16 protein-coding genes are annotated in these 17,261 nt (G+C 67.5%); 6 read left to right on the forward strand and 10 right to left on the reverse strand.

Annotated features, from left to right (window positions below; genetic code table 11):
- Positions 1-152: 152 nt before the first annotated feature.
- Both LuPra_RS27340 and LuPra_RS27345 read left to right on the forward strand, forming a co-directional pair.
- Positions 153-659 carry a ComF family protein gene (locus LuPra_RS27340; protein WP_110173696.1) on the forward strand — a complete coding sequence of 169 codons (507 nt, stop codon included), beginning with the start codon at positions 153-155 and terminating at the stop codon, positions 657-659.
- Between the two features lie 212 nt (positions 660-871).
- Positions 872-1,333, forward strand: a complete 462-nt coding sequence (locus LuPra_RS27345) for a hypothetical protein (protein ID WP_234800581.1) — start codon at positions 872-874, stop codon at positions 1,331-1,333.
- Positions 1,334-1,347: 14 nt separating this feature from the next.
- Here LuPra_RS27345 and tmk read toward each other — a convergent pair whose 3' ends face one another.
- Both tmk and lysA read right to left on the reverse strand, forming a co-directional pair.
- Positions 1,348-1,935, reverse strand: a complete 588-nt coding sequence (gene tmk / locus LuPra_RS27350; RefSeq protein ID WP_110173697.1) for a dTMP kinase — start codon at positions 1,933-1,935, stop codon at positions 1,348-1,350.
- Positions 1,932-3,191 (reverse strand): diaminopimelate decarboxylase, encoded by a 1,260-nt coding sequence (gene lysA, locus LuPra_RS27355; RefSeq protein WP_110173698.1) that lies wholly within the window; start codon positions 3,189-3,191, stop codon positions 1,932-1,934. The genes tmk and lysA overlap by 4 nt, the downstream gene beginning before the upstream one ends.
- A gap of 58 nt (positions 3,192-3,249) precedes the next feature.
- Here lysA and LuPra_RS27360 point away from each other — a divergent pair, with 58 nt between their 5' ends.
- The 4 genes from LuPra_RS27360 to LuPra_RS27375 are packed head-to-tail and all read left to right on the forward strand — an operon-like array spanning position 3,250 to position 5,875.
- Positions 3,250-3,876, forward strand: coding sequence for an RNA polymerase sigma factor (locus LuPra_RS27360; protein ID WP_110173699.1), 627 nt, complete (start codon positions 3,250-3,252; stop codon positions 3,874-3,876).
- A 25-nt stretch (positions 3,877-3,901) separates the two neighbouring features.
- On the forward strand, positions 3,902-4,243 hold the full coding sequence (locus tag LuPra_RS27365; RefSeq protein ID WP_110173700.1) for an STAS domain-containing protein: 342 nt from the start codon (positions 3,902-3,904) through the stop codon (positions 4,241-4,243).
- Positions 4,244-4,248: 5 nt separating this feature from the next.
- The gene (locus LuPra_RS27370) at positions 4,249-4,521 is read left to right on the forward strand and encodes a hypothetical protein (RefSeq protein ID WP_110173701.1); all 273 of its coding nucleotides are present in this window, start codon (positions 4,249-4,251) and stop codon (positions 4,519-4,521) included.
- Entirely contained in the window at positions 4,514-5,875 is a 1,362-nt protein-coding gene (locus LuPra_RS27375; RefSeq protein ID WP_110173702.1) for a radical SAM protein, read from the forward strand. The genes LuPra_RS27370 and LuPra_RS27375 overlap by 8 nt, the downstream gene beginning before the upstream one ends.
- 122 nt (positions 5,876-5,997) lie before the next feature.
- Here LuPra_RS27375 and LuPra_RS27380 read toward each other — a convergent pair whose 3' ends face one another.
- The 8 genes from LuPra_RS27380 to LuPra_RS27415 form a co-directional block, all read right to left on the reverse strand.
- Entirely contained in the window at positions 5,998-6,648 is a 651-nt protein-coding gene (locus LuPra_RS27380; protein WP_157899753.1) for a hypothetical protein, read from the reverse strand.
- Positions 6,649-6,993: 345 nt separating this feature from the next.
- Positions 6,994-8,025, reverse strand: a complete 1,032-nt coding sequence (locus LuPra_RS27385; RefSeq protein ID WP_110173704.1) for a FecR family protein — start codon at positions 8,023-8,025, stop codon at positions 6,994-6,996.
- Positions 8,025-8,645, reverse strand: coding sequence for an RNA polymerase sigma factor (locus LuPra_RS27390; protein WP_234800582.1), 621 nt, complete (start codon positions 8,643-8,645; stop codon positions 8,025-8,027). The genes LuPra_RS27385 and LuPra_RS27390 overlap by 1 nt, the downstream gene beginning before the upstream one ends.
- A gap of 547 nt (positions 8,646-9,192) precedes the next feature.
- Complete coding sequence (lpxC, locus tag LuPra_RS27395) at positions 9,193-10,089, reverse strand: UDP-3-O-acyl-N-acetylglucosamine deacetylase (protein ID WP_110173706.1); 897 nt, start codon at positions 10,087-10,089, stop codon at positions 9,193-9,195.
- Between the two features lie 195 nt (positions 10,090-10,284).
- Positions 10,285-13,152: an excinuclease ABC subunit UvrA gene (gene uvrA, locus LuPra_RS27400; protein ID WP_110173707.1), complete on the reverse strand. Its 2,868-nt coding sequence runs from the start codon at positions 13,150-13,152 to the stop codon at positions 10,285-10,287.
- Between the two features lie 48 nt (positions 13,153-13,200).
- Entirely contained in the window at positions 13,201-14,895 is a 1,695-nt protein-coding gene (locus tag LuPra_RS27405) for a CRTAC1 family protein (protein WP_162472841.1), read from the reverse strand.
- A 243-nt stretch (positions 14,896-15,138) separates the two neighbouring features.
- Positions 15,139-15,780 carry a response regulator gene (locus LuPra_RS27410; protein WP_234800973.1) on the reverse strand — a complete coding sequence of 214 codons (642 nt, stop codon included), beginning with the start codon at positions 15,778-15,780 and terminating at the stop codon, positions 15,139-15,141.
- 129 nt (positions 15,781-15,909) lie between these two features.
- A complete protein-coding gene (locus LuPra_RS27415) occupies positions 15,910-17,259 on the reverse strand; it encodes a sensor histidine kinase (protein ID WP_110173710.1) in 1,350 nt (449 codons plus the stop codon).
- Positions 17,260-17,261 lie beyond the last annotated feature (2 nt).

The following is a 17,261-nucleotide window of genomic DNA, read 5'->3' on the forward strand; positions in this document are numbered from 1 at the left end:
AGGTCCTCGCGTGCCCGACGCAGGGGCCCGTCTGCCGAGCGTGCTGGGACGCCGTGCCGTGGTATGCCGGGCCCCTCTGCCAGACGTGCGGCGCTGCATGCCTGCTCGGACTCGCCTGCCGTTGCGACGACCGGCCACCCCACCTTGCCGCCATGGCCTGTGCCGCCCGCTTCGACGGGCCGATGCGCGCCATCGTCCACGCCTTCAAGTACGCCGGCCATCAGACGCTCGCGGTACCGCTCGCCGCACGCCTGGCCGATCACCCGCACGTGCGCCTCGAGGAAATCGATCTTGTGGTCCCGGTGCCGCTGCATCCGTGGCGAAGCTTCGTGCGGGGATTCAACCAGGCCGAGCGGATCGCGCAACACCTCGGACTGCCCGTCGGCCACGCCCTCGCGCGTCGGCGCTGGACGACGTCGCAGGCCGGACTGCACGCCGACACCCGCGGCCGCAACGTCCGCGACGCCTTCACGATCGCTCCACGTCTCACGGCACGCAGTCGACGGTCCCTGCGAGGTGAACTCTCGAAAGCGCGCGTGCTGCTCGTGGACGACGTGGTGACGACGGGTGCCACGTTGTCTTCGTGCGCGCGGGTCTTGCGTGAGGCAGGAGTACGCGAGGTGCGCGCGGCGACCGTCGCGCGGACGGAATCAAGGTAGGGACGCCTCTCTGAGGCGTCCATGTCCGTCCCCATGCATGCAGAGCGGTCTGTCGCAGTGAGTCGATCGTGCGGAGGTGGACCGCTCGGAGAGCGGTCCCTACCCAACGGGTACACGTGGCCATGCGTAGACCTTCCACCTTCGCCAAGGCTACGGCGGACAAGTCAGGTCGACGGGCACGGCGGCTACACTCTCGGACAGGAGACCCACCGATGCATTCAATCCGCCCCTTCGCATTCACCCTGTTGCTGCTCGCCGGCATCGCGCCGCTCGCGCACGCGCAGGCACCCGCCGCTGCGACGTCGTCTGCGCAGCCTTTCGTCGTCGAGTACTACTACAAGACGAAGTGGGGCACGTTCGACGAGTTCAAGGCGTTGTTCAGGAAGAACCACTACCCCGTGTTGATGAAGGAGCAGGGACTCGGGCGCATCGTACGCGTCACCATCGACTACCCGGTCTATCACGGCACCGAGGACGGGCGGTGGGACATGCGGGTAACGATCTCCTTCAAGGACGCCGCCACGGCGTTGGCACCCTTCGACAACAGCGCCATCCTCAAGGAACTGTTTCCGGACAAGGAAAAGTTCGAATCGGAAGAACGGCGACGGTTCGAGGTGCTCGAGGCGCACTGGGATCTCCCGGTGAAGCCCGAGAACCTGTCCGGCTGGAAGTAACGGCTCCGCGCGCCCTACAGGCCGCCGACGAGATCGATGACGTCGCGCGTGACATCGTCGCGGTCGCGTGCGGCGTCGACGACGTACCATCCCGGCGCCGCCGACGCCTGGCGAATGTAGCTGGCGCGCACCCGGCCGAGCAGGGCGAGGTCCTGCTCGAACGCGTCGCGCTGCTGCTGCTTGCGAGCGGCGGCGACCTCAGGCGCGATGTCGAGCAGCACCGTCAGGTCCGCGGGCGGGAGCACGCGTTGGATCAATCCGAGCCATTCCGGATCGAGTCCTTGCGCCTCGCCGTAGGCGATGGACGAGGCGAGATAGCGATCGCACACCACCCACTGCCCGGCCGCGAGCGCAGTCTCGATTGCGGGCCGATGCTCGCACCTGTTCGCCACGAAGAGGAGTTGCAGGCAGTCGGGCGAGAACGCGCGCTGCCCGCTGAGGGCCGCGCCGATCTCGCGACCAATCGGCGTCCCGTAATCGGGAAAGTCGAAGCTGACAGCGCCGAGGCCGTTCGCGTTCAGCGCCTGCCGCAGGCGGAGGGCCTGCGTCTGCTTGCCACTCTGGTCGAGCCCCTCGAAGGCGATGAGGCGGCCGCGTGTCATGCCTGTTCGAGCGCGAACATGTCGTCGAGCGTCGGACGGCGACGAATCACCCGCCAGCTGCCGTCGGCTTCGACGAGCACTTCGGGAGGCAGCGGCCGGCGATTGTACGTGTTGGACATCACCGCGCCGTAGGCGCCGGCATCCATGATCGCCATCAGGTCGCCCACGTGTGGCTCCGGCAGTTCGCGGACACGGCCAAAGGTGTCGCTGCTCTCGCAGACCGGTCCGACGACGTCGCAGGGAACGAGCGGGCGGTCGGCGGCATGCACCGGCACGATGCGATGGAACGCGCCGTAGAGCGCAGGCCGCATCAATTCGGTCATGCCCGCGTCGAGGACGACGAAGCGTCCGCCGCCGGCGTGCGGTTTGACGTCGATGACGCGTGCGAGCAGCACGCCTGCCGGGCCAACCAGCGTGCGACCCGGTTCGACGATGAGCGTGAGGCCGGTGGGGCGGGCGACGTCGACGAGCGCCCGTGCGAAGGCCTCGTAGGTGGGCACGTCGCCGCCCTGCTCGTAGACGATGCCGAGGCCGCCGCCGAGGTCGAGATGGGATAGCGGGAAGCCCTCCGCCCGCAGCGCCACGGCCAGGTCGGCGACCTTCCTGGCGGCGGCGCACAGCGGCCCGAGCGATGTGATTTGCGAGCCGACGTGCACGTGCACGCCGATGATCTCGAGACCGGCCGCGTCGCGGCGGGCCCGCAACACCTCCGCGGCATCGTCGAGGGGGACGCCGAACTTGCTGGTCTTCAGGCCGGTGCTGATGTGCGGATGGCTTTGTGCGTCGACATCCGGGTTGACGCGAAGCGCCACCCGGACGCGGCGTCCCTGCGATCGGGCCAGCGCATCGATCCGGTCGAGTTCGCCAGGGGATTCGGCGTTGATCGCTTTCAGGTCGAGCGAGACCGCCCGTTCCAGTTCCTGCGGCGACTTGCCGACGCCCGTGAAGACGATCTGGTCGGGCCGGAACCCGGCGCGGGTTGCGAGCGCGATCTCACCGATGGAATTGGCGTCGGCATGTGCGCCCCCGTCGCGAATCAGGCGTGCGATGGCGAGCGACGAATTCGCCTTCAGCGCGTAGTGAACTGCGTGAGGCCACGCACAGTCGGCCAGGGCCTGCTGCAATGCGGCGAGGCGCCGCGACACGACGGGCGCGCTGTACACGTAACAGGGGGTGCCCTCGGCGGCCGCGATGGGCTCGAGGGGGACCTGGTCGAGGGCGAAGACGGGAGCCTGCGTGGTGTCGAGTGCCGCCACCCGTCGATCATACGCTGGAGGTGGACTGCCCTGATATCATGCGACCCGTCCCTCTTCCATGACGTCTGACCCCACACAACCCCCCTCGGAAATCGATGCGCTGATCGAGCGTTGCCTTGCCGGGGATCAGGATGCGTGGGTCCGCATCGTCCGTCAGCACTGGCGGAAGGTGTTCAACGTCGCCTACAAGTTCACGGGCAAGCACGACGAAGCCGAAGACCTGACGCAGGACATCTTCGTCAAGATCTTCAAGTCGCTGCACACGTTCGACCGGCGCGCCAACTTCCAGACCTGGCTCATCAGCATCAGCAGGAACCTCTGCATCGACCATTACCGCAGCGTCAGGAAGGAGCGCGAGACCATCTCGCGCGACGTCGATTCGCGGGAGATGGGCACGGCGACGAAGGCTGAACCGGGTCCGCTCGCCGGCATCGAGCGCGAGGACCAGCGGGCCCTGTTGCGGCTCGCCCTCAACCAGCTCGCCCCGACCCTGCGGTCGGCGGTGCTGCTGCGCGACATCAAGGAATTGTCGTACCAGGAGATTGCCGTGATGCTCGACCTGCCCGAAGGGACGGTCAAGTCACGCATCAACCGGGGGAGGACGGAACTTGCCCGGCAGATCCGCCGTCTGCAGGAGTCGGGCCTCTCCACGCCGCGCCGCGCCACCGCTGGCCGACGCGAGTAGCGCTGGAACGGAGCCAAGCGAAAAAATGAACCTTACGACCGAGCAGCACGAGGACGTGGCAGTCGTCCGGGTCCACGAGGCCCGGATGGTGTATCCGATCCTGTCGGATTTCGCCACCATCGTCACCGGGCTCGTGCAGCAGGGCCAGCGCAAGGTGCTGATCGACCTGACACCGGTGACCTACCTGGACAGCGCGACGATCGGCTGCCTGATGGACCTGTACCGGCAAATCAGTGGCGCGGGTGGCGAGGTGAAGCTTTCGGGCGTGCAGAAACGCGTCGAGACGATGCTGACGATGACCGGCACGCAGAACTTCATCGAGGTGCACCCCGACGCCGACAGTGCGTTGGCGAGTTTCGGAGCCTGAGACCCATGCGCGCCATCAAGACCAGCACCGGCATCGACATCACCCTGGACGGAGATCTGCTCGCAGTGGTCGAGACCCTCTTCCAGGAAGTGACCGTGCGCCACGAGCTGGCCCGGACCTTCGAGGACATGATGCGCGAGATCCAGCACCTCGCCGATCAGCTGTCGCCCGACGAACTGCGCGCCTACTTCATCGAGAGCTTGTTCCTCAACACCGTCACCTACGAGAACGAGCGCCTCGGCGCGCTGCTCAAGAAGTTGCCCGACGACGATGTCTGAAAACCACCTCGCCACTCGCTTCACCTGCTCCTGGCCCTGGAGTACGGCCGTCCTCCTCTGTGACGGCCGCGTCGTCTGCGGGTGTGCTGATCCCTACGGCAAGCGCGTGCTCGGGGACTCGCGCACCGGCACTATCGGCGAGGTCTGGAACGGCCCGACTGCGACCCGCCTGCGCCAGGATCTCAATGCCGGCGGTTCGACGTTCTGCGGCGACTGCCCCCTCAAGCTGCCGCTCGAGGACCACGAAGCGGCGCCACAGCGATCGCTGGCCGTCTCGCCGCTGCCGTCGCGCATGTACGTGGAATGCACGGCGGCGTGCAACGTCTCCTGCCTCGATTCGTGCTGCGCGCCAGAGACCGGCATCACGAAGACGCGCCAGGCCGGCATGCTCGACGTCGACCTCTTCATGCGCGTGCTCGCCGAGGTCGGCCCGACGCTTGAGCGCATCGACTTCTTCAACTATGGAGAAGCGTTCCTGCACAAGCGCGCTGTGGAGATGTGCGAGATCGTCAAGCGCGAGTATCCGCACATCTATCTCTACACATCCACCAACGGCGGCGCGTTGAACGAGGAGTCTGCTCGCCGGCTGGTGCGGTCGGGGATCGACGAGGTGACGTTCTCGGTGGACGGCGCCTCGCAGGACGTGTACGCGACGTACCGGCAGCGTGGCCGGTTCGATCACGTGATGAAGAACCTGCGCGCCGTGATGGACGAGAAGCGCGCGCTCGGGCGTGACGTGCCGTTCGTGAACTGGCGCTACATCCTCTTCAAATGGAACGACAACGACGCCGAGATGCAACGGGCGCGAACGCTGGCGACCGAGATCGGCGTCGATCGCCTGTGCTGGGAGATCACCGATCACCCGGAGCATGCGTTCTCCCGCCGCTTCGCGCCTGGCACCGACGACTGGCAGCGGATTCGTCACGAGGTGTGGGAAGACAATCACCTCGGCAACGCCATCACTGGAGCCACGCCGCGGGCCCGCATCGAAGTGCGCGGGCCCTCGCGTGATGAATCGCTGGTCCATCGTGCCGGCGTGCCGCTCCCCCTCGACCTGCGCGTGCGAAACCTGAGCCAGCGCGCCTTTCCTCATACCGCGACGTATGGTCGTCGACTGGTGCGCGTCGGCGCGCAGTTGCTGGATGGCGACCGCACGCTCCGCGACCGCGATTTCGTGCGCGCCTCGCTGCCGCACACGGTCGCCGCGGGCAGCTGGCAGGATCTCCGCATGGAGATCCCGCCGCTGGCCCCTGGCACGTACCACCTGAAGCTGGATCTCGTGAGCGAGGGCATCGACTGGTTCGAGTCGTGCGGCTCCGAGGTAACGCTGCGGGAACTGCGCATCGAAGGGTAGGGGACGGTAGGGGCCGCTCCCCGAGCGGCCCGCTCACGGCGCGTTCGGGGAACCCGCCGCCCGGCGAAGCCGGACATCGGCGGGTCTATGACGCGCCCTACGATCGGAATTCCGATCCTGACTCAGTTCGCGAAATGCGTCGCCACGTTGCGCGCGACGAGGGCGTCCGACTTGGCCATTTCCTTGGCCTTCTGCAGGTGCTCCGCGTGCTGCGCACGCGTGGCTGGCGACTCGGTGATCAGCGCCGCCGCGAACTGGATGCCCGCGTCGTTGGGCATCTGCGCCAGCGCCGCCTTCACGAGCGCGTAGCCATCGACGCCGTCGATGGTCGCCTTGACCGCTACGCCGCGCTGTCCGAGCTGGCGGTAGGTCTCTACCAGGTAGCCGTAGTCGAAGGATGCCAGCCCCTCGGCCGGCGTCTTCGGCATCTTCGTCGTTCGAGCCTCGAGCGCGGAGAGCAAGCGCGTGGCGATGGCCTTGTCGTCGACCGAGTAGGCCGAAGCGCGACGCAGCGTCTCCATGCGCACGATGACGGGTGTCCTGGGCGTCAGCAACGCGAGCGTGTCGTCGACCAGCTTCGAGCGGTCGTAGGACGGCAGCGTCGCCTGCCAGGCGCTCCAGCCATTCTGCGTGTCGCCGAACGGGAGCGACTGCGCCGTGCCGATGTCGAACGGATGGCAGATGAGCGGCGGGCCGGCAAGAGCCGGACCAGCCGAAGTGATGAGCAGCGCAACAACTCCCAGGGCACTGGCGACCGATGGCATTCTGGACATGTGACCTCCTGCAAGCAATGAGTGACCGATGTAAGGAGGACGAGGGCGGCAGCAGAGTGTTAACCACCTCGACGAACGTTGAACGTTGAACGCCGAACGTTGACGGAACGCCGACCAACCCTGAATGTTGAACGTTTAGCGCCGAAGCAGGGTCCGTTCCCGAGCCCGCCGCTCGGCGGAGCCGGACATCGGCGGGTCTCCAACGCAGCATTCAGCAGGCCGGGCTCGGAGAGCCCGGCCTACCTCAAGCATTGGAACGTCAAGATCGGCGAAGAACGTAGCCCGCAGGCTGCAGGCCGTAGGCGTCAAGCCTCAAGCCTTAAGCCTCAAGCCTCAAGCGTTCAGTTACGGGTTCCACTTCTGGCGCCAGGTGCGCCACCAGTCGGCTGTGCCGAGATCGAGGGCGTCCCACCAGGCATCGCGCATGTCGCGGTTGCCGGCGAGGACGCCGTCGCGTGTCACGCCCGGCGGCATCGGCGCCAGGGCCGACAGGCGATCAACGACCAGCGGCTCGAGCGACACATCCACGCGATCGAGGAGGTGCCAGAGCGTCAAGGCATCCTCGGGCCGTGCCTCGCGCAGCACCGTCTCGAGCGGGGCGGCCTGGGCCGCGGCGTCATCGACCTGATCGATGGTGTCGATGGCGGCACGCAGCGCGGCGCTGGCCTCGGCGTAGGTGGGCGTGCCGGGGCCCCGGCCAGGGTACGTTCGCCCGGTGGCGCCTGCAGGAATGAACGCCTCGCGCCCGTTGTGCTCGAACCCGACCCACCCGCCCTGCACCGTGATCAGGCCGACGCCGTGCGAGTTGATCGTCAACGTGTATGCGCAGCCAAGATCGATCGCCGTCGCCGACGGCGTATCGATGACGAACTGGCCCGCAGGCGCCCAGATCTGCGCCTGGATCGTGCCGGTCACGAGTTCGGCGCGATGCTCACCCGGCGTGGCCGTCACGAGGCGCAGCCGAGAGCCGGGCTCGACCTCGAGACGGCCGATGCGGCCGACGAACACGACTGCAGACGAGCGCGCGTCGGTCTCCAGCCAGCGGCCGGGTACGAGCTGCGAATGGCGCGCGAGCGGCGCCGCGGCGATGGTCGGCATGCCCTCGACGCGGGCCACGCGCCAGGGGTCACCTGGCAACTCCTGGCGTGGCGTGAGCCATGCGGTGCCGATCGAGATCAACGCGAGCGCGGCGGCGGCCAGCCATGTGCGCCAGGACACGGCCGTCTCGTTCGACACACGCGTCCCAGGCAACGCGAGCGGTGCCCACTCCTCGGCCGACGGGGCGGCGAATTGTGCGAGCAGCGCCTCGAGGCGCGCCACGTCCTCATCGGGCGGTCCCGTGCGGTCCCAGAGATACTCGTCGTCCATCGGCTCCATCAGCGGGTCCTCGTCGCAGCAGTGCCATCGAGCGCCTGCCGTAACAGCTTCATGCCCCGGCACAGGTTGACGCGCACCGAATCGGGCGTGAGACCGGTCGAACGGGCGATCTCCGGCCCCGTCATTCCCTCCACGAGCCGCAGGACCAGCGTGTCGCGGTAGGCCTCGGGGAGTGTCCGAATCGCCGCGATGGCCCGCTGCGCCTCGAGATGGTCAACGGCGCTGGCCTCCTGCTCGCGTGCATGGCGGCGACCGCGCGGTCCCGCACGTGCGTCATCGCCGGCTTCCGCATCGAGCGATTCCAGCGGCCGTTGCCGACGCACGTGATCGATGCGCAGGTGACGCGCGATCGTGACCACCCATCCGCCGAACGCGGCCGGGTCACGCAACGTGCCGAGCTGCCGCCACGCCGTCAGGAAGACCTCCTGCACGAGGTCCTCGACGTCGGTCCGTGTCGCCAGGCCGAGCAGGACACCATGCACGAACCGCGCGTGTCGACGGTAGAGGGTGTCGAACGACGCAGCGTCACCCGACTGGGCCGCTTGCACGAACGGCACATCGTCTTGCGGCGACCACGCGGACGCGCGATCGGCCGGACGCTCTGCGGGACAGTGAGACACCAGCTGTGTTGAGGACGGTACCACCAGGGGGAAGTGTTAACAGACACGGGCACCGGGCACCGGGCACCGGGTACCGGGCACCGGGTACCGGGCACCGGGTGCGCGCCCTCAACACGCCCGGCAGATCCAATTGTCGCCGCGCACCGGGCATCGGGCACCGGGCACCGGGCACAAGGTACGGGGGTACGGGGGAGGGCGTACGGGTACTGAGTACCGGCGACCGAACGAACTCTTGCCTGTCGAAGGGAAAGTTGGAAGGAGACTGGAGAAAACGAAGGCCGACGGCCGAATGACGAAGGCCGAGGCGAAAGGGCGGAGGCCGCTACGGCAGAACGTTCACCCAGCCGTGCACCTTGTCGTTGACCCAGTGCGGCAACACCGCGCAGATCAGCAAATGGCGCCCCGGTTGCGTGAACTGGACGACCTCGACACGGTCCTGCAGGACAGGCGCAACGGGTCCCCCCGAAAGCGAACCGCTTGTCCCGTGGCCAAAAAAAGGCGGCCCTCATGGGCCGCCCAGGGGGGGATGACGAGAAGACCTCGACGTTCAGCCGTGGACCGTGACCGGCACGCCGACGACGTCGGTGACAGCCTGCGGAGCCTCGACGTAGGTCCATGCGTCGCGCTGCTCGAGCAGTGCGGTCCCGAGCGCGGTGTGGAGGGCATGGCCGCCACGGTGGGCGACGACATGGCCGATGATCGGCGCGCCGATCAGGGCGAGGTCGCCGATCGTGTCGAGGATCTTGTGCCGGACGAACTCGTCCTCGAAGCGCAGCGTGTTATTGAGCACGCCGGTCTCGCCGAGCACGACTGCGTTGTCGAGGGAGCCGCCAAGCGTCAGCCCCTGCTGACGCAACATCTCGAGGTCCTTGAGGAAGCCGAAGGTGCGGGCCGGAGCGAGTTCCTCGGCGAAGGTGTCGGGCGTGATCACGATCGAGCGGCTCTGGTGACGGAGCAGCGGATGATCGAAGCTGATCGTGTAGCTGATACGGAACTCGTCGGCCGGGTAGATCGCGATGTGCTTGTCGCCACGCGCGAGGCTGACCGGGCGCAGGACCTTCAGGAAGCGACGGGGGGCGCCCAGCTTCTTGATGCCCGCTTCCTGGAGCAGGTACACGAAGGGGGCAGCGCTGCCGTCCATGATCGGCACTTCAGGGGTGTTCAGTTCGATCGCGACGTTGTCGACGCCCTGACTGACCAGTGCAGCGAGCAGGTGCTCGACGGTCTCGACGCTGGCGCCGGCAAAGGACAGCCCGGTGGCGTAGTTGAGACTGGCGACATGCTCGACCCGGGCCGGGATCTCGAGGCCCCCGAGGTCCGCCCGACGGAAGCGGATGCCGTAGTCGGCAGGGGCGGGACGAAGCGTCAACGTGACGCGGTGGCCCGAGTGCAGGCCAATCCCGGCGCAGGTAATGGAACGGCGAAGAGTCCGCTGCGATGTCATTCAGCTCTCGGTCAGTGGGCACCCGACTGATGCCGGCCACCCAGAAGCAAGACTGATACCGCTTTGCCGCAATTCGTCGCAATCCATACAAGTCCTTGCAAAGGCCGTGCTTGCAGCCAAACTTCCGGTCGAGGCCGGATTCCGAAGAGAGGTCACTGTTGCGCTCGTGACACGCTCATCGTTGCGAGACTGTGGCTATGCAACCACACTGACGTCTCGGCTCCTCCGCCCGCGACCTGTAGGCCCCGCCAATGATTCCGCGAGGAAGGCGCCCGTGTAGGACCCCTTCACGCGTGCTACCTGTTCCGGAGTGCCTTGGGCCACGACTCGGCCACCACCGCTGCCACCTTCTGGTCCGAGGTCGATCACGTGGTCGGCAGACCGCACGACATCAAGGTTGTGCTCGATGACTACGATCGTGTTGCCCTGTTCGACCAATTGGTGCAGGACATCCAAAAGTTTGGCGACATCCTCGAAGTGCAGGCCGGTTGTCGGCTCGTCCAGGATGTAGAGCGTGCGACCGGTCCCGCGCCGCGACAGTTCCTTGGCGAGTTTGACCCGCTGTGCCTCGCCGCCGCTCAGCGTCGTGGCGGATTGCCCCAGCTCGAGATAGCCGAGACCGACCAGCTGCAGCGTGCGCAGCTTGTTGGCGATCGACGGAAAGCTCTCGAGCAGCGGGTAGGCCTGATCGACCGTCAACTCGAGCAGGTCGGCGATCGACTTGCCGCGGTACCGCACCTCGAGCGTCTCGCGGTTGTAGCGACGGCCCTTGCACTGCTCGCACGTGACGTACACGTCGGGCAGGAAGTGCATCTCGATCGCCATCACGCCATCGCCCTGGCACGCCTCGCAGCGGCCGCCCTTGACGTTGAAGGAGAAGCGGCCCGGCTTGTACCCGCGCTGCCTCGATTCGGGCAGCATCGCGAACAGATCGCGGATGAACGTGAACAGCCCGATGTAGGTGGCCGGGTTGCTGCGCGGCGTCCGGCCGATCGGCGACTGATCGATCTGGATCACCTTGTCGATGTGCTGCAGCCCGTCGATCCGATCGTGGTCGCCCGGCTGATCGGTCGCCCGGTACAACTCCTTGGCCAGCCGCTTGTAGAGGATGTCGTTGACGAGCGTGCTCTTGCCCGATCCACTCACGCCGGTGATCGCGATGAACACCCCGAGCGGGAAACTGACATCGAGGTCCTGCAGGTTGTTCTCGCGGGCGCCGGTGATGCGCAGCGATGCCTTCCCCGGTGTCCGCCGGGCGCGCGCCTGCACGATCGTCTTCTCGCCGCGCAGGTACTCACCCGTCACGCTCCCCGGCGCCGACTCGAGCAGTTCGGCCGGCGTGCCCTGGAACAGCAGTTCGCCGCCATGCTCGCCCGCGCCCGGACCGAGGTCGACGACATAGTCCGCGGTGCGGATCGTCTCCTCGTCGTGCTCGACGACGAGCACCGTGTTGCCGAGATCGCGCAACCGCTCGAGCGTCTGCAGGAGCCGGCGATTGTCGCGCTGATGCAGGCCGATCGATGGCTCGTCGAGCACGTAGAGCACGCCACTGAGGCTCGACCCGATCTGTGTCGCGAGTCGGATTCGCTGGCCTTCCCCACCCGACAGCGTCACCGCGGACCGCGCCAGCGTGAGATAGCCCACGCCAACGTCGTTCAGGAAATGGAGGCGTTCGCGGATCTCCTTCAGGATGCGGCCAGCCACGAGTTCCTCGCGCGGTGCGAGTTCGAGACCGTCGAACACCTTCGACGACTCGCTGACGGCCAGGGCGGTCAGCTCGACGATCGTGTGGCCCTTGACCCGCACGGCCCGACTCTCGGCCTTCAGCCGCGCGCCGTCGCAGGAAGGGCAGGTCGCGAGAGCGCGATATGGCTCCAGCGCTTCGCGTTCACTCCACGTGCCCTTCTCGTAGCGCCGCCGCAGGTTGGGCAGCAGGCCTTCGAAGTCGGCGCCGAACGGATCGACTGGGGCCTTCCTGCGCTTGCCGCTCGCCGCCTGCGCGGTGGGCGACCCGAACAGGAGCACCTCCCGCTGCCGCTTCGTGAGCTTGCGCACCGGGATCGCCGGGTCGATGCCATGCACCTCGTGCAGCCGCGCCAGTGCATCGCCGAGCAGCTTCACGTCGCCCTTCGCCCACGGCTCCACGGCGCCTTCCGCCAGCGAGATGCCGGCATCGGGAATCACCCGCGCGACGTCGAAGTCGTACACGGCTCCGAGGCCCTGGCACTGCCCGCACGCGCCGTGCGGCGAGTTGAACGAGAAGGCGCGCGGCGTCAGTTCCGGCACGCTGATACCGCAATCGGCACACGCCAGCCGACGTGAGTACAGGCGGTCGCCGCCGTCCCACGTGTTGATGATGACCAGGTCGCTTGCGAGCGCCAGTGCGGTTTCGATCGACTCGCCGAGCCGCCGCTCCATGCCGGGCTTCACGATCAGCCGATCGACGACCACGTCCAGCGTGTGGTTCTTGCGCTTGTCGAGGGCGATGTCGTCGTCGAGGGAACGGAGTTCGCCGTCGACCCGCACGCGCGTGAAGCCGCGCTGACGCCACGCCGCGAGCTCCTTCTTGAACTCGCCCTTTCGGCCCCGCACGACAGGCGCAAGCACGTTGATGCGCTCGTCACCGGGAAACTGCCGCGCCAGGTCCAGGATGCGGTCGACCGACTGGCTGGCGATCGGCTGGCCGCACCGCGGACAGTGCGGCTGCCCGAGGTTGGCAAACAGCAGGCGCAGGTAATCGTAGATTTCGGTGACCGTGCCGACCGTGGAGCGCGGGTTGGACGCCGTCGTCTTCTGCTCGATGGAGATCGCCGGCGACAGCCCGTCGATCAGGTCGACGTCGGGCTTTTCCATCTGCTCGAGGAACTGGCGCGCATACGCCGACATCGACTCGACGTAGCGCCGCTGCCCTTCCGCGTAGATCGTGTCGAAGGCGAGCGAGGACTTGCCTGACCCCGAAAGGCCGGTGATCACGACGAGGCGATCCCGCGGGAGATCGACGTCGATGTTCTTCAGGTTGTGGACACGCGCGCCGCGCACCGAGATGCGCTCGTCGGAGGTCATGGGGCAGATGGTCGAGCCCCTACCAAGGGGACCCAATCCACCATGGTATCACCGCCTGTAGGGGGTCCTGCTGACCGCGCCACGCCCTTCGGTGACCTCATAGAGTGCCCCTGCAGGCAGGCGGCCGAGCTTCTCGGCAGGCCGCCCCGGCCATTCGACGACTACGTCCTCGAGCGCCGCTGCCGAGCCGAGCCCGAACGTCAGTACGAGTTCGGACTGGGAGAGATAACTGGCGCCCGTCCTCACCGTCCGGCTGACCCTGGCGCCGTTGGCCACGGCTGTCACACGAGTGCCGATCGCATCGCGGTTGGCGGCCGTCCCGTGAAGTCGGAGCCCGACCATTCCGCCCCGCGTGGAATCGTTACGGAAGAGTTGGGCAAGTCCGCCATTAGCGGTCAGCACGACGTCCGGATCGCCGTCGCCATCGACGTCCGCAAACGCCGCGCCGCGCCCGATCCGGGCGGCGGCGAAGGCGCCACCGGCGGACCGGGCCACGTCCTCGAACCGGCCCTGCCGGTTGAGGAACAGGTGGGGTGGGGACGCGTCGCCGGGCGAGCGCGCCAGCGACGGATCGAGTTGCCCGTTCACCACCAGCAGGTCCTGCCAACCGTCGAGATCGACGTCGAAGAAGAAGCAGCCCCAGCCGAGCGTCTGGCGCGTCGCGCGGCCGATGGCACTCTGCGGCGCGGTATCGACGTAGACGCCCGCATCCTGTGGCACGAACAAGCCGAGCATCTCGCCGGAGAAGTTGGTGACCGCGACCGACGCGCGGCCGGAGTTGTCGACGTCAGCGGCATCGACACCCATGCCGGCCCGCGCCCGGCCATCGGCACTGAATGCCACACCGCTTTGCAGCCCGAGTTCGGTGAACGTGCCGTCGTGATTGTTCCGATACAGGCGGTTCGGCACCGTGTCGTTGGCGACGAACAGGTCGGGCCAGCCATCGCCATCGTGGTCGAGGACCGTGGCGCCGAGCGCCTTGCCGGTCACGTCGAATAATCCGGCCTTGGCCGTGACGTCCTCGAAGCGGCCGCCGCCCAGATTGCGGAACAGCCACGAGGTGCTGCCGCGATACGCCTGCGGCGTGCAGTACGTCTTCTGGTTTCCTCCGGCGCTGCAGTAGAGATCGGTCTGAGGCGACCACTGCACGTAATTGCACACCAGCAGATCGACGAGCCCGTCACGATCGACGTCGACCCAGACCGCGCAGGTGCTGAAGCCGCGACGGTCGGCCAATCCGGCGCGAGCGGTGACGTCGACCAAGCGCGCGCCACGTTCGTTGCGCAGGAGCGTGATGCCGCCAACGGAGGTGAGGACCACGTCGGTCCACCCGTCGTTGTCCATGTCGGCGGCTGCGACCCCCATGCCGTAGCGGAGCGTCGTCGACGCGGCCGTGTCGGCCTTCGCCATTCGGCCATCGGCCATCGGCTTTCGGCCGTGGGACTTGGTCAGGCTGCCTTCGGCGTTCGGCGTTCGACGTTCGGCGTTCGCCTGCAAACCGACCCGCGCACTGACGTCGGTGAACTTGCCCGTGCCGTCGTTGCGATAGAGCGAGGCGAATCGGCCGCCGCCGCCGCCGGGGAACAGCCCGTTGACGAACAGCAGATCCTGATGGCCGTCGTTGTCGTAGTCGAGAAAGGCGGCGCCCGCACCCATCGTCTCGGGCAGCAGCTTCCCGCCCGCGGCCCCGTTGTCGTGCCGGGCTGTGATCCCCGCCTCACGCGTGATGTCGGTGAGGGTCACGCGTACGGTGGGACCCTGTGCTTGCAGGCCCGTGCCGACCGCGACGAGGACCAATGCGGCGGCAACGTGTAGCCGCGGGTCTTTGTCCCGCGGAACCGCATCACTGACCGTCGGACAACCTGTCCGCCGTAGCCCGGGCGGAGGCGGAAGTCCGACGGCTACGTCCGACGGCGACACGGCGGTGCCGCGACAACTTCGGCATTCCGGCAGCGCGGCATCGCGGCATCGCGGCATTACTGGGTTCTACTCCGGCAGGACGAGTCCCTTGCGAACCGCGAACAGCACCAGTTCGGCCGCCTTGTGCACGCCCAGCGTGCTCATCAGGTTGGCGCGATGTACCGCCACGGTGTTGACCGAGAGATTGAGCAGCGCCGCGATCTCCTTGTTGGACTTGCCGTGGGCAATGAGCTGCAGCACCTGCTTTTCACGCTGGGTCAGTTGATCGAAGACGTCAGGCGCCGCGGGCGTGTCCTGTTTCTCCCTGAGCGCGCGAATCAGCACATGCGACAGTTCGGGGCTCAAGTACTGCTGGCCACCGGCCACCGCGCGCACGGCCCGGGTGAGATCGGTCTCGAGGGCGCTTTTCAGGATGTAGCCGGAGACGCCGGCATCCAGCGCGCTCCGCACGTACTGCGCATCCGAATACATGCTCAGCACCAGGATCCTGGTTTCCGGCCGCTCGCGCAGGATCTCACGCGCCGCGTGGATGCCGTTCGCGTCCGGCATCGACATATCCATCAGCACAACGTCGGGCCGCTCCTTGCGCGCCAGCGCGACGCCGTCCTGCGCCGTGCCGGCTTCTCCGACCACGGACAGGCCCGGCTCCTCTTCGATGATCCGCCGGAACCCCTGGCGCACCAGGGCGTGGTCATCGACCAGAATCACACGGATCAATGGCAGCCTCCCGGAATTTCAGAATTGCAGAATTGGACAATTTCACCAGCAGGGTCAGCGGTTCGAAGCATGGGAATGGTATTGAAATTCTGAAATCCTGAAATTCTGCAATTGTACGTACTACCCCGGTGGCACGGGGACCGACACCGTGACTCGCGTCCCGCCCAGGGGGCTCGGGCCCATGGCAAACGTGCCGCCCATCAGCGCCGCCCGTTCGCGGATGCTCGTCAACCCGAGCCCGGGCGACGCCGCTCCTCCCTCCACCCCCCGCCCATCGTCATCGACGATGAGCGTCACGCGGGTGGCGTCGCGGGTCGCACTGACCGCCACCTCGGACGCGCCTGCGTGGCGAACCACGTTGGTGAGCGACTCCTGCAGGATGCGATACAGATGGGTCGCGGTCTCGGTCGGCAGGCCTGCGAGCTCGCCGCTCGTCGTGGCCTCGATCGGCAGGCCAGACTGCCGCCCCACCAATTCCACGTGCGATCGCAACGCGTGCTCGAGGCCGAAGTCGTCGAGCACCACCGGGTGCAGCGCGCGCGACCGTTGCCGGATGCCCTCGAGAACCTGCTTGGCGAGGTCCTGCAGTTCGGCGAGCTCGCCGGCCACCGTCGCGGCCGGGGTCGTCCCTTCCACGTGGCGGCGGGTACGCGCGAGGCCGAAGCCGAGCGCCGTCAACACCTGCCCGAATTCGTCGTGGAGCTCACGCGCCAGTCCGGCCTGGACGTCTTCCTGCAGGCGGATCATCCGCCATGACAGCGCGCGCCGTTCGGCCGACACCTGCTGCAATGCGATGATGCTGCGCCGGACGGCGAGCACCACGGTGCCGCCGGCGACCAGGAGTGCGGCCACCAGGCCGACGTTGAGCCAGAGAATCTGCCGATCGACGGCGTCATACACGGCGCGGGCGCGGGCAGTGCCCTCATCGTCTGCGCGCGTGTTGGCGATCAGCAGCTGCGACACTTGATGCGTGAGCTCGGCCTGACGCGATGTCGCGTCGGTCGTGAAGATGGCACGCGCCTCCTCGTCGTGTCCGGCCCTCGCCGCGGCGAAGCCCCGGTCGACCGCCGCCCAGAGTCGGCGTGACGCCTCGTCGAGTTGGCGCGTCTGCGTCGCCGGGCGCGCGACCGGCGCCAGCGCCCGTTCCCTCGTGAGCGCCTGATCCAGGTCGACGCGGAGACGTACGAAGGCCTGCTGCCACGCCGACAGCGGATACGGCTCCCGGCGATCGGTCATGTCGCGGAGCGTGTCCTCGATGGTGGCGACGTTGTTGTCGATCCGGATCAGCTGCAGCGTGTCGAGGCGATGGCGCTCGGTCAGGGCGACCTGCTCGTCGCGAAGCCGTCGCACCTCCACTCGTGCGTAGATGGACGCGGCGATGACGATCAGGGCTGCCATCAGTACCCCGAGCACGAGCCACCGCACGGGACTGCGGCGTGCGGCGGTGTCGGGGAGCACGGCGTCTGACATGG

This window comes from Luteitalea pratensis (assembly GCF_001618865.1).
GTDB lineage: Bacteria > Acidobacteriota > Vicinamibacteria > Vicinamibacterales > Vicinamibacteraceae > Luteitalea > Luteitalea pratensis.

Excerpts from the sequence above, each read along its gene's own strand:
- LuPra_RS27380 (WP_157899753.1), bottom strand. The coding sequence starts at position 6,648 with ATGTCCAGAATGCCATCGGTCGCCAGTGCCCTGGGAGTTGTTGCGCTG.
- uvrA (WP_110173707.1), bottom strand. The coding sequence starts at position 13,152 with ATGACCTCCGACGAGCGCATCTCGGTGCGCGGCGCGCGTGTCCACAAC.
- LuPra_RS27385 (WP_110173704.1), bottom strand. The coding sequence starts at position 8,025 with ATGGAGCCGATGGACGACGAGTATCTCTGGGACCGCACGGGACCGCCC.
- lpxC (WP_110173706.1), bottom strand. The coding sequence starts at position 10,089 with ATGACATCGCAGCGGACTCTTCGCCGTTCCATTACCTGCGCCGGGATT.
- tmk (WP_110173697.1), bottom strand. The coding sequence starts at position 1,935 with ATGACACGCGGCCGCCTCATCGCCTTCGAGGGGCTCGACCAGAGTGGC.
- LuPra_RS27360 (WP_110173699.1), top strand. The coding sequence starts at position 3,250 with ATGACGTCTGACCCCACACAACCCCCCTCGGAAATCGATGCGCTGATC.
- LuPra_RS27340 (WP_110173696.1), top strand. The coding sequence starts at position 153 with ATGGCCTGTGCCGCCCGCTTCGACGGGCCGATGCGCGCCATCGTCCAC.
- LuPra_RS27345 (WP_234800581.1), top strand. The coding sequence starts at position 872 with ATGCATTCAATCCGCCCCTTCGCATTCACCCTGTTGCTGCTCGCCGGC.
- LuPra_RS27375 (WP_110173702.1), top strand. The coding sequence starts at position 4,514 with ATGTCTGAAAACCACCTCGCCACTCGCTTCACCTGCTCCTGGCCCTGG.
- LuPra_RS27370 (WP_110173701.1), top strand. The coding sequence starts at position 4,249 with ATGCGCGCCATCAAGACCAGCACCGGCATCGACATCACCCTGGACGGA.
- LuPra_RS27365 (WP_110173700.1), top strand. The coding sequence starts at position 3,902 with ATGAACCTTACGACCGAGCAGCACGAGGACGTGGCAGTCGTCCGGGTC.
- LuPra_RS27415 (WP_110173710.1), bottom strand. The coding sequence starts at position 17,259 with ATGTCAGACGCCGTGCTCCCCGACACCGCCGCACGCCGCAGTCCCGTG.